The sequence below is a fragment of the Rossellomorea sp. NPDC071047 genome (genome assembly GCF_050270195.1).
In the GTDB taxonomy this organism is placed as follows: Bacteria; Bacillota; Bacilli; order Bacillales; family Bacillaceae_B; genus Rossellomorea.
Genome location: NZ_JBNNJT010000015.1, coordinates 1 through 11,761, shown reverse-complemented (window position 1 = coordinate 11,761; position 11,761 = coordinate 1). Strand labels below are relative to the sequence as shown.

Here is an 11,761-nt window from a genome sequence, read left to right as displayed (position 1 = left end):
GGGATAACTCCGGGAAACCGGGGCTAATACCGGATAACTCATTTCCTCGCATGAGGAAATGTTGAATTATCGTCACTCCCAGGTGCTGCTGTCACATCTATTCAAATAGATGGAGTACTGCATGAATTTTCAACAATTGAAGGCGTCGTAGAGGATGTCACATCCATCATTTTGAATATCAAGAAGTTAGCGTTAAAGATCTACTCTGATGAAGAAAAAACGCTAGAAATTGATGTACAGGGCGAAGGAGTTGTAACGGCTGCTGATATTACTCATGATAGTGATGTAGAAGTGTTAAATCCTGATTTACACATCGCAACATTATCTAAGAGTGGACACTTCCGTGTGCGTCTAAGCGCATCACGTGGACGTGGATACAGACCGGCAGACCAGAACAAACGTGAGGATCTTCCTATTGGCGTGATCCCAATCGATTCTATTTACACTCCAGTTTCACGCGTTAACTATCAAATAGAAAATACTCGTGTTGGTCAAATGACGAACTACGATAAACTTTCTCTTGATGTATGGACTGATGGAAGTATTGGACCAAAAGAAGCGATTTCTTTAGGTGCTAAGATTCTAACAGAACACTTAAATATTTTCGTTGGCCTTACAGATGAAGCGCAGAATGCTGAAATCATGGTAGAAAAAGAAGAAGACCAAAAAGAGAAAGTTCTTGAGATGACGATCGAAGAATTAGATCTTTCTGTTCGTTCTTATAACTGCCTGAAGCGTGCTGGAATCAATACTGTTCAAGAGCTTGCTAACAAGACAGAAGAAGATATGATGAAAGTGCGTAACTTAGGACGTAAATCACTTGAAGAGGTTAAAGTTAAACTTGAAGACCTTGGACTTGGCTTACGTAAAGACGACTGATAACATCTTCTTTCATATATAGAAACAAAGGAGGGAACCCTTAATGGCTTACAGAAAGTTAGGACGTACCAGTGCTCAACGTAAAGCAATGCTACGTGATTTAGCTACAGACCTAATCATTAACGAGCGCATCGAAACAACTGAAACTCGTGCGAAAGAGCTTCGTTCAGTTGTGGAAAAAATGATCACTTTAGGTAAACGTGGTGACATTCACGCGCGTCGTCAAGCTGGTGCATTCATTCGTAAAGAAGTTGCTAACGCTGAAAACAACCAAGATGCTTTACAAAAGTTATTCTCTGACATCGCTCCTCGTTACACAGAGCGTCAAGGCGGATATACTCGCATTATGAAGGTTGGTCCTCGCCGTGGTGACGGTGCTCCAATGGCAATCATCGAATTAGTTTAATAATTCGTGACTTCTAACATTAAGGGCAGGACAGTTAATCCTTAACTGCTTCTTTGCCCTTTTTGTATAAGTGCATGTTGATGAAAAGCAGAGCGTTACGATGAGCAGCTCCGGCTGACTCGTCTAGCTCGTGCACCCCTTCCAACTTCTATTTTCATAGAAGCTGTTCAATGGTTGAACAAGAAAAGTTCTCTTTTCTTTGGTCGGGGTGCAGGCTTTTTTTTATATGCGGAGATTTTTTAGCAGAGCTGAGTATGAAGAGCGTAGAGGAGGTTGCAAAAATTGAAAGAAATCATTCAAGTAGACGATGTACATTTCAGATACCCTGATCAAAATTCCTACGCCCTTAAAGGGATTAGCCTGACTGTCAATCAAGGTGAATGGTTAGCGATTGTCGGTCATAACGGATCCGGTAAGTCGACTCTTGCCAAAATGTTGAATGGGCTTCACTTTCCTGAAAAGGGGAAGGTAACGGTGGACGGGATTATTCTTGAGGAGAACTCTATTTGGGACATCCGTTCAAAGCTGGGTATGGTCTTTCAAAATCCCGATAATCAATTTGTCGGTGCTACAGTTGAGGATGATGTGGCTTTTGGGTTAGAAAACCATGGGGTACCTTATGAATCGATGGTACAGCGAGTCAATGATGCTTTAATAAGTGTCCATATGGAGGATTTTCTTAATCAAGAGCCGCACCATTTATCAGGTGGTCAAAAGCAGCGTGTAGCAATTGCAGGGGTTGTAGCCCTTCAGCCGTCGATCATCATCTTAGATGAAGCGACATCGATGCTTGATCCAAAAGGAAGAAAAGAAGTTCTTGAAACTGTACGTAAGCTGAAAGACGAAGAAAATCTGACGGTGATCTCGATTACCCATGATCTCGAAGAAGCGACAAAAGCAGATCGAATGATTGTATTAAATCAAGGGACGGTCTTTAAGGAAGGAACCCCGGAAGAAATTTTCTTATTAGAGGACGAGTTAATCAAGCTGGGCCTTGATTCCCCTTTTACAATAAAGCTGGCCGGGGCTCTTAAAGAAGCAGGGATACCCTTATCTAAAACATACTTTACAGAAGAAGAGTTGGTGGATGAATTATGCAAATCACATTTCAACAGGTAGAATACCGATATTCATTCAACACTCCATTCGAAAAGCTTGCCCTTCAAGATATCGATCTTACCATCCCGACAGGTCAATTCCTTGCGGTAATCGGTCACACCGGTTCAGGGAAGTCAACACTCCTGCAACATTTAAATGGGCTGTTAAAACCTACAGAGGGAGTTGTTCAAGTAGGGGAACATCAAATAAAAGCCAAACAAAAGGCAAAAAGCTTAAAGCCGGTCAGACAGAAGGTAGGCATCGTCTTTCAATTTCCTGAGCATCAGTTGTTTGAAGAAACAGTCCTTAAAGATATCTGTTACGGACCGATGAACTTTGGCGTATCAGAAGAAGAGGCGATAAGAAGAGCCAAGGAACTGATTGTAAAGGTTGGACTTTCAGAAGAAGTGCTTAGTAAATCCCCTTTTGATTTATCAGGTGGGCAAATGAGACGTGTAGCCATTGCAGGTGTACTTGCTATGAATCCGGAGGTCATTGTACTCGATGAACCTACTGCGGGACTCGATCCAAGGGGTCAACGTGAAATCATGGACATGTTCTATGACCTTCATAAGGAAAAAGGACTGACGACCATTCTCGTCACCCATAGCATGGAAGACGCTGCTCATTATGCAGAAGAAATTGTGATCATGCAGAAAGGCCGTCTTAAGCAAAAAGGAAGTCCTGAAGAGATATTCTCTTCTGCCGATGAACTGTTTGAGATGGGATTGGACGTGCCAGACGTCGTTCGTTTTCAATATCAATTTGAACACAAAACGGGGAAGAAGCTACCGAAGACCTGTTTAACGATAGAGGAATTAGCTTCAGCCATCCGTACAGTCAGTGACGGGGGTGAAGCCCTATGATGGAGAAAATGATCTTTGGCCGCTACGTACCTGCTAAGTCCATCCTTCATCAGATGGATCCGAGGGCAAAACTATTATTTATCTTTGGATTTATTTGTGTCGTGTTTCTTGCAAATAATTTTGTTACGTATGCATTGCTCGGTCTTTTTACATTTAGCGCACTCATTCTTTCTAATCTTTCCTTGCGTTTTATTATCGGTGGATTGAAGCCTATACTATGGTTGATTCTGTTTACGTTCTTTTTACACGTGTTCTTCACCAAGGAAGGTCCGGTCATCCTGGACTTAGGAATATTGTCTGTTCATGAAGAGGGGTTAAGGCAGGGGATATTCATTTCTTTACGATTCTTTTATCTGATTCTCGTCACGTCTTTATTAACGCTGACTACCTCCCCCATCACGATTACGGACGGGCTCGAGACGCTATTGAACCCATTGAAAAAAGTGAAGTTTCCCGTTCATGAGCTGGCCCTTATGATGTCGATTTCCTTAAGGTTCATTCCGACCCTGATGGAGGAAACGGATAAAATCATGAAGGCGCAAATTGCAAGGGGGGCTGAGTTTTCTTCCGGTCCCATCAAAGATCGGATCCAAGCCATCATCCCTCTATTGATCCCACTCTTCGTCAGTGCTTTTAAAAGGGCTGAGGACCTGGCAACCGCCATGGAGGCAAGAGGGTATCAAGGGGGAGAGGGCAGGACGAAATACCGCCTGTTATCCTGGCACAAGAAGGATACGGGGGCTTTAGTGGTATTGGCCATTCTAACAGCTGTATTGATTATTTTTAGAGGATAACGGGAGTGTCGTGTATGCAGAGAGTGAAATGTACCATCGCTTATGATGGCACCTATTTTCATGGTTATCAGGTTCAACCCAATCAACGAACCGTCCAGGGGCTCATAGAAGGTATTCTGTCCACTATCCATAAAGGGGAAAGAATCCGGATCAGTGGGTCGGGGCGGACCGACGCTGGTGTTCATGCGAACGGTCAGGTTTTTCATTTTGATACACCCTTATCCATCCCTGAAGAGAAATGGCCGGTCGTGCTGAACACGCGCTTACCGGATGAAGTAACCGTTAAAGAAGCTGAGTTTGTTCCAACTGAATTCCACTCAAGATTCTCTGTCGTACAGAAGGAATATCGATACCGTGTTTATACGGGAGAGTCGAGAAGTCCGTTTAACCGTCACTTTGCTCTTCACTATCCCTGCGCTTTATCTGTAACGGATATGGAGCGTGCTGCACGGCATTTGATAGGGGAACATGACTTCACGAGCTTTTGTTCAGCTAAAACGGAAGTGGAAGACAAAGTAAGAACCATTCACCATATTGACATTCAAGAGCATGAACAAGAAATCATTTTTTCTTTTGTGGGAAATGGATTTTTATACAATATGGTGAGGATACTGACTGGTACCTTATTAGAAGTAGGCTCCGGGAATTTACCGGTAGAGGAGATCCCTGAAATACTGGAAGCACGGGATCGCAATCGGGCAGGGAAGACAGCACCGCCACATGGATTGTATCTGTGGAATGTTGAATATGCTCTTACTGTGTAATAGTATTGTATCTTACTTTCAAAAAAAATTCTAAAACAACTAATCCTGGTGTAACATTCTCTTGACAATAGACTGGGAACAAGATAATATAGCATATGGTATGTTATTAACCCCACGATAAGCCCCGGAAACTTATTGTGATTAGAAAATAAATACTACGGATTCATCAAATAGGAGGTTAAATCATGCGTACAACGTATATGGCAAAAGCCAACGAAATCGATCGTAAATGGTTCGTTGTAGATGCTGAAGGCAAAACTCTAGGACGTTTAGCTAGTGAAGTTGCTTCTATTCTACGCGGAAAACACAAACCAACATTCACACCACATGTAGACACTGGTGATCATGTTATCATTCTTAATGCTTCAAAAATTGAACTAACTGGTAAAAAGTTAACGGACAAGATTTACTACCGTCACACGAATCACCCAGGTGGTTTAAAGCAACGTACAGCATTAGAAATGCGTACAAACTACTCAGAGAAAATGTTAGAGCTTACTATCAAAGGTATGCTTCCAAAAGGTTCTCTAGGTCGTCAAATGTTCAAGAAATTACATGTGTATGCTGGAGCAGAGCATAAGCATCAAGCACAACAACCTGAAGTTTACGAACTTCGTGGATAATTAATAAGAGGAGGTTATTATCTTGGCTCAAGTTCAATATTACGGAACTGGTCGTCGTAAGAGCTCAGTAGCTCGTGTACGTTTAGTACCAGGTAACGGAAACATTGTTATCAATGATCGTGAAGTAGAAGTTTATATCCCATTCGCAGCACTAAGAGAAGTAATTAAGCAACCACTAGTTGCAACTGAAACTCTTGGTAACTATGACGTTTTAGTAAACGTTCATGGTGGAGGCTATGCTGGTCAAGCTGGTGCGATCCGTCACGGAATCGCTCGTGCTTTACTACAAGCAGACCCTGAGTACCGTGGAACTCTAAAACGCGCTGGATTATTAACTCGTGACTCTCGTATGAAAGAGCGTAAAAAATACGGTCTTAAAGGTGCACGTCGCGCGCCACAATTCTCTAAGCGTTAATTATTATTTCAAACAAAAGCTCAGCCGATTCATTCGGTTGGGCTTTTTTTGTTTTGTGAGGGACGGACCTCCGATTTCACGTTAAACCGGGAGCATTGTCCAGTTCATACCAGGCTTCATCCTCGTCGCAGGACTGTATCTGGAGGTCCGTCACCCAAAAAAATTGGTAACAGTTACTCGAATGAAGTGTTGTGTTAAGTAGGAAAATACGTTCAAAGGGGTGGATGAACTTTGAACGTTATTACAACTTTCAATACAAAGAGAAGAGAAAAGCAAATTAAGACGGAAAGAACATTGTTGAAAGAGATTTCGATTAAAATGCTTCAGGAGAGTGTCCGAAAGCATTTTGGATATATAAAGGTTCAAGGCGGTGTATTTATGCAGCAGGGTTTTGATGAGGCATGCTTTGATGTGGCCATTGAAGCTTATCTGCTCGGTGGGAAGGTCAGCAAGTTTGGTTATACCGGCGAACCCACAGACCTCGTGAAAAAGCGGTGTGAGGAAGAGTTAAAACACTTTATTGATACACTTTATAATTTCTGGTTGTATTGGTCAGAGATGGGCGTCTCTAATCAAGTGGATGAATCCTTTTATTTCTGCTGCGAGCACTTTGTGGAAACATGGTGGTCAGAAGGGTATGAAAAGGGGATCAAGCGTCATAAACTGCGTTTGAATTAATCATTTCAGTTCTAAAAATCATTCTCGTCCCATATTTTTTTAGTAAGGACAGCGGAGCTTTACTCCGTGTTGAAACTGAAATGGGAGGACTGGAATGATTCAGAAACTAAAGGTTATCGGGATGATTTCTGCACTGGCGATATTATTATTCATTATTCAATATAAGATTCTGGACAAGGATACGTGGGATTCCTGGAATCTCCCCTTATCAGGTAAAATCATCTATATAGATCCCGGACATGGCGGGCCGGACGGTGGGGCCGGTGATCAGGATGCCCTGGAAAAGGATATCGCTTTAAATGTGTCTCTGATGGTAAGGGATTATCTTCAGGAACAAGGGGCTCTCGTAATACTGACACGTGAAAAAGATGAAGATCTTGCCGATGAAGGAACCAAAGGATACAGCCGACGGAAAGTGGAGGATCTGAAGAAGAGGCTAAGCTTAATCAATGAATCTGAAGCCGACTTATTTTTAAGCATCCACCTGAACTCCATTCCATCTGCTAAGTGGAGCGGTGCCCAAACATTCTATAATCCAAAGTATAAAGAAAATAAAGCCCTTGCAAAAGCCATTCAGGGAGAGCTTATACGTAATTTAGAAAACACAACACGGGAAGCGAAGGGTATTCAAAATGTGTATATATTAAAGCACGCCAAAAAGTCGGGAGCCTTAGTGGAAATCGGGTTCTTATCCAATCCAGGCGAGCGGGCGAACTTACTTAAAGAAGACTACCAGCAAAAAATCGCTGCCTCTGTATACCAGGGTGTTCTCAATTATTTAACTATGGAAGAAGAAGATAAAGAAAAAGCTGATGAGGAATAACCTCTCAGCTTTTATTTTTGGCTAATCTCGAAAAGCCTGTTGGTGTAATACAGAAGGGCTGTTTGACCGGTGTCAGTGAGTGGGTAGAGAATAGCCTTTAAGGAAACATGCTCCGAAAGTTGATTGGAGCATCCTGGAGCGGAAATCAACTACTGCTTTCTTATCTAAGGAAGAATCAAACGTTACGAACAGAGCTTTTTTCATTATTCAACAAAAGCATTCACATCCTTTTGATCATTCATTCAACTAAGAATATGTTATACTGAAAGCAGATTGATTGAAAACGAATACATAGAAAAGGGTGGTTATTCATGTTAACTGAACAACAGACACGCGAACTTTTATTTGGATTAAAAGATCCTTTTTTAAATAAAACGTTAGAAGAAACAAACGGTATCGCAGAAATTTCAATTAAGGAAGAAAAGAAGCATGTAAGTGTGAAGATCGCCATTGCCAAGACGGGTACTGGTGAACAAATGCAATTCCAACAAAAGATCGTACAAGTCTTAAAGGATAACGGAGCAGAATCTGTCGGGATCCGGTTCACTGAGCTTCCACAGGAAGAACTTGAAAAGCATAGAGGATCCGGTGGACAAGGTACGGATTTATTATCACCTGCAAGTAAAACAACGTTTATTGCGATTGCCAGCGGTAAAGGCGGAGTTGGAAAGTCGACGGTTTCTGTTAACTTAGCTGTGTCCCTGGCCCGTCAAGGCAAAAAAGTCGGGCTCGTGGATGCTGATATTTACGGGTTCAGTGTACCGGATATGATGGGAATCGTCAAACGACCGGTCGTTCGGGGAGAACGAATTATCCCGGTAGAACGTTTTGGAGTAAAAGTCATTTCCATGGGCTTCTTTGTTGAAGACAATGCTCCCGTTATTTGGAGAGGTCCTATGCTCGGTAAAATGCTGAATAACTTCTTCTCAGAAGTAGAGTGGGGAGAACTGGACTATTTACTGCTGGACCTGCCGCCGGGAACAGGAGACGTTGCCCTTGATCTTCACACGATGCTTCCGCATTGTAAGGAGATCATCGTAACAACACCGCATCCAACAGCTGCATTCGTAGCGGCTCGAGCAGGTGCCATGGCCCTGCAAACTGATCATGACATTCTTGGTGTGGTTGAGAACATGTCCTATTTCGAAAGTAAATTGACAGGCGAAAAAGAATTCGTATTCGGTCAAGGTGGCGGAGAGAAGCTGACAGAAGAACTCCGTACCGATTTATTAGGCAAGCTTCCACTTCAACAGCCTGACTGGAACGAAGAGGATTTTGCTCCTTCCATTTACGCAGCGGACCATCGTTTAGGGCAGATCTATGGTGACATCGCTCATAAAGTGATTGAAAAACTCTCTTAATGAAACTGAAAAAGGACAAATGTCGAGGGTTACCCCGCATTTGTCCTTTCTTAAATTTATTGGCCGCCACCGCCACCGCTGCCAGAACCTCCAGAATCACCAGATCCGCCTTCTTCACCACCGCCGGAAGAAGACTCGCCGCCACCGCCGCTTTTACCGCCTTCTTTCATTTCACCGGCAGCCTTCAATAAAACATCCTGCATCTTAGCCTTAAACAGAGGGCTTTCAAATGTTTCCGTAATGACCTTTTGCAGATGTTCCCTATATTCTTGGCTTTTTAATGCTTCAGTCAGTTCCTTCTTGAATTCAGGATCCTTTAACAGGTCCATCATCATTTTTTGATATTCGGGATCCTTCATGAGGTCTTTGAGTAATTTTTCATTTCCATCCTTCATGCTTTTTGCCATCGCTTCGGCAAACTTAGGGTCTTCGAAGGATTTCTTCCAGAATTCAGTTCCTTTTTCAGAGGTTAACGTCTTCGAGATCGTATCCGTCACAACCCCTTGGTCCATAATAAGCTCTGATTTCATTTTTTCATCAGACATGACTTCTTCAATCGCTTTTTTACCATCATCTGTCTTTAATATATCGACAACCATTTTCTTGGTTTCTTCATAATCCATTTTGCCACTGCCTGTATCTCCACCACCGCCACAAGCGGATAGAAGAAGAATCGACAGTAGAAATACAAAGGAATATCTTTTCATGGGTAGGCTCCTTCCATACAAATTCCCTTACCCTTAATATGAGAAATAACGAAAAAAATATGCACAAGAAAAACTGGAACCTGGATTTTTTAAGAATGCGTTGGTACAATCAAAAGAGTGTATATTTTTTTATTTGGAGGAAAATAGAAGTGACCATCCGCAATTGGATTCGTTTTTTTATTCATACGTTAGTGATCGGAGGAGCCGTGACTGCCATCGCCGCACTTCTCATTAGATGGGATCAGTTCGGACCATACATTCAAGACGGCAACGTGATTGGTATATTTTCAAGTCTGCTTTGGTTTATATTTGTAGGTTTCACATTCAGTGTAATCAGTCAGATGGGGTATTTCGCTTATTTAACCATCCATCAATTCGGGATGGGAATGTTTAAGAGCTTATGGAATCCTGTTCAAGTGGTGCTAATTGCCCTCGTCCTGTTCGATTTAATTTATTTCCGATTTAGAGCCTTCGCTGAGGAAGGCGAGTCGTATACGCCTTATATTTTTCTTGGAATCGGAATCCTGGTCGTTGGCTTAATCGTAGCTTATATGAAGAATCAGCAATCAGAAGCCAAGACGAACACATTTGTGTCTGCCTTATTCTTTATGATTGTTGTAACGACACTGGAGTGGCTTCCGGTCCTATTGGTGAATTCCGTTAAATGGCTGTACCTTATGCTGCTGGCATTATTGGCATGTAATGCATTCCAGCTTCTGCGTCTTCCTAAATATATCGAAAAGTCCCAAATGGAAAGACAACGTAAGGAGCCAACTAAAAGTTAAACAAATAAAAGCCCGCTGATGAGATCCCTTCATCAGCGGGCTTTTATTACTGTATGAGGGATGACTTGGCATCACCGTTTGAAATCATGTCTGAAACCGTAATGAAGTTCCCTTTTCCTTTCAACTCTTTCACGATGGTCGGTAAAGCGGATTTCGTTTGTTTAGCTGAATCCGATGCGTGAAGGAGTATGATGTCCCCTTTCTTGGCTTTCTTCACATTATTGATGATTTCATCCACACCAGGATTCGTCCAATCTTTAGAGTCTACACTCCAGTGAACCACAGTAAGTCCAAGAGAGTCCGCTATCTTTAATGTTTCTTTATTAAAGTGACCAGTTGGCACGCGTAATAACTTCACATCTTTTATATTCAGCTTCTTAAATACGGTGTCGGCTTTTAAAATGTCCTGCTTGATCTTATTTGGTTCCATATCCGTATAATCGGAATAGGCATAGCCAAGATTTCCGATTTCATATCCCTGCTTCACAATTTGCTCCACTAAATCAGGGTGTCTCTCCGCCCAGGCACCTGAAAGAAAGAATGTAGCGGACTGGACATTCATTTTCTTTAATTCTTCAAGGATCGGCTTCGCTTTTTCATCTCCCCAACCAATATTGAATGTAATAGCGACTCCTTTTTCTCCTTTATAGATCGCTTTCGGTCCATCCTTCGTACTAAAAACAGAAAGAGTCGAAAGGTTACTGCTATATACAAACAACGCAGTAAAAAATGAAATCACGATAATCAGACTGATTTGCTTTAACCTCTTAGCATTAACTGTGTGAAACGTATTCAATATTTCATCCCTCCGTTCAACCGTCTATCTCTACTAAAGATATGCATGTCCCCGGAAAAAATATCTATCTTATAAAAAAATGATTATAAATTTCTTTTAATGGAAAAAACTACAAATACAAACATTAAGGGGTGACATACTTGCTGGGGTTAATGATTAATGACAGAGAGAAACAAGAAATAGAGTATTTGTTAAAAAGAGAGATGGATGAAATACTGTTTGACCTAAAAGATTCTCGAATTGATCATATAGTTAAAAGAGCAATGGATGAACGGTACAAAATCTTATTTTCACTCTTTAAAAGGTTTGCCAGTCATAAGGAATGTTTAAAGTATATGAAGACGGCAGCGAAGAAAGAAACATATTAATGAAAATCAGCTTCCGTGTGTATTCGAGCGGGAGCTTTACTATTTGTACCCTACATGAGTGAATGATGGGAGCGGCTAGCTTAATTAAGAAGCGGGAGTGTAAAAGAGGTAATGTGTTTGAAATGTTTTTTAAAAAAGTTCATAAAATGTATTGACCCCTCCCAATAAACTTGGTATATTAATAAACGTCGCTGAAACGCAATGAATTATTTAGAAGAAACACCAAAAAATAATTTTAAAAAACAGTTGACATCACATGTGGATGTGTGATAAATTAATAAAGTCGCTCCAAATGGACGTGACACACATTGAACCTTGAAAACTGAACAAAACAAGACAATACGTCAACGTTAATTCTAGATTTATTTTTAAAGAGCTATTCAAACTTTTATCGGAGA

Annotated in this window: 14 protein-coding genes and 1 pseudogene; 13 read left to right on the top strand and 2 right to left on the bottom strand. The window is 41.5% G+C overall.

What is annotated here, in order from left to right:
- Nucleotides 1-66 precede the first annotated feature (66 nt).
- The 11 genes and pseudogenes from ACQKFO_RS23500 to ACQKFO_RS23450 form a co-directional block, all read left to right on the top strand.
- Nucleotides 67-879 (top strand): annotated as a pseudogene (locus ACQKFO_RS23500) (DNA-directed RNA polymerase subunit alpha); the annotation flags it as partial.
- A gap of 43 nt (nucleotides 880-922) precedes the next feature.
- Nucleotides 923-1,285, top strand: a complete 363-nt coding sequence (gene rplQ / locus ACQKFO_RS23495) for a 50S ribosomal protein L17 (RefSeq protein WP_034765940.1) — start codon at nucleotides 923-925, stop codon at nucleotides 1,283-1,285.
- A gap of 282 nt (nucleotides 1,286-1,567) precedes the next feature.
- A complete protein-coding gene (locus ACQKFO_RS23490; RefSeq protein ID WP_427601478.1) occupies nucleotides 1,568-2,404 on the top strand; it encodes an energy-coupling factor ABC transporter ATP-binding protein in 837 nt (278 codons plus the stop codon).
- Complete coding sequence (locus tag ACQKFO_RS23485) at nucleotides 2,380-3,249, top strand: energy-coupling factor ABC transporter ATP-binding protein (protein ID WP_427601476.1); 870 nt, start codon at nucleotides 2,380-2,382, stop codon at nucleotides 3,247-3,249. Before ACQKFO_RS23490 ends, ACQKFO_RS23485 begins: the two co-directional genes overlap by 25 nt.
- Nucleotides 3,246-4,043 carry an energy-coupling factor transporter transmembrane component T family protein gene (locus ACQKFO_RS23480; protein ID WP_427601474.1) on the top strand — a complete coding sequence of 266 codons (798 nt, stop codon included), beginning with the start codon at nucleotides 3,246-3,248 and terminating at the stop codon, nucleotides 4,041-4,043. Before ACQKFO_RS23485 ends, ACQKFO_RS23480 begins: the two co-directional genes overlap by 4 nt.
- 14 nt (nucleotides 4,044-4,057) lie before the next feature.
- Nucleotides 4,058-4,807 (top strand): tRNA pseudouridine(38-40) synthase TruA, encoded by a 750-nt coding sequence (gene truA / locus ACQKFO_RS23475; protein ID WP_427601472.1) that lies wholly within the window; start codon nucleotides 4,058-4,060, stop codon nucleotides 4,805-4,807.
- A gap of 185 nt (nucleotides 4,808-4,992) precedes the next feature.
- A complete protein-coding gene (gene rplM, locus ACQKFO_RS23470) occupies nucleotides 4,993-5,430 on the top strand; it encodes a 50S ribosomal protein L13 (protein WP_113970906.1) in 438 nt (145 codons plus the stop codon).
- A gap of 22 nt (nucleotides 5,431-5,452) precedes the next feature.
- Complete coding sequence (gene rpsI, locus ACQKFO_RS23465) at nucleotides 5,453-5,845, top strand: 30S ribosomal protein S9 (RefSeq protein WP_148971251.1); 393 nt, start codon at nucleotides 5,453-5,455, stop codon at nucleotides 5,843-5,845.
- A gap of 231 nt (nucleotides 5,846-6,076) precedes the next feature.
- On the top strand, nucleotides 6,077-6,523 hold the full coding sequence (locus tag ACQKFO_RS23460; protein WP_149158140.1) for a DUF2521 family protein: 447 nt from the start codon (nucleotides 6,077-6,079) through the stop codon (nucleotides 6,521-6,523).
- A gap of 94 nt (nucleotides 6,524-6,617) precedes the next feature.
- Nucleotides 6,618-7,346: an N-acetylmuramoyl-L-alanine amidase CwlD gene (gene cwlD, locus ACQKFO_RS23455; RefSeq protein ID WP_148996564.1), complete on the top strand. Its 729-nt coding sequence runs from the start codon at nucleotides 6,618-6,620 to the stop codon at nucleotides 7,344-7,346.
- Nucleotides 7,347-7,657: 311 nt separating this feature from the next.
- On the top strand, nucleotides 7,658-8,707 hold the full coding sequence (locus ACQKFO_RS23450; protein WP_427601469.1) for a P-loop NTPase: 1,050 nt from the start codon (nucleotides 7,658-7,660) through the stop codon (nucleotides 8,705-8,707).
- Nucleotides 8,708-8,763: 56 nt separating this feature from the next.
- Here the strand turns inward: ACQKFO_RS23450 and gerD are convergent, their stop codons facing one another.
- Entirely contained in the window at nucleotides 8,764-9,414 is a 651-nt protein-coding gene (gene gerD / locus ACQKFO_RS23445) for a spore germination lipoprotein GerD (RefSeq protein WP_427601467.1), read from the bottom strand.
- A 149-nt stretch (nucleotides 9,415-9,563) separates the two neighbouring features.
- On the opposite strand from gerD, the gene ACQKFO_RS23440 reads away from it, so the two are divergent.
- On the top strand, nucleotides 9,564-10,199 hold the full coding sequence (locus ACQKFO_RS23440; protein ID WP_427601465.1) for a KinB-signaling pathway activation protein: 636 nt from the start codon (nucleotides 9,564-9,566) through the stop codon (nucleotides 10,197-10,199).
- A gap of 46 nt (nucleotides 10,200-10,245) precedes the next feature.
- Here ACQKFO_RS23440 and pdaB read toward each other — a convergent pair whose 3' ends face one another.
- The gene (pdaB, locus tag ACQKFO_RS23435) at nucleotides 10,246-10,995 is read right to left on the bottom strand and encodes a polysaccharide deacetylase family sporulation protein PdaB (protein ID WP_427601463.1); all 750 of its coding nucleotides are present in this window, start codon (nucleotides 10,993-10,995) and stop codon (nucleotides 10,246-10,248) included.
- Nucleotides 10,996-11,135: 140 nt separating this feature from the next.
- Here pdaB and ACQKFO_RS23430 point away from each other — a divergent pair, with 140 nt between their 5' ends.
- Entirely contained in the window at nucleotides 11,136-11,363 is a 228-nt protein-coding gene (locus ACQKFO_RS23430) for a hypothetical protein (RefSeq protein ID WP_113970914.1), read from the top strand.
- The last annotated feature ends 398 nt before the right edge of the window (nucleotides 11,364-11,761 follow it).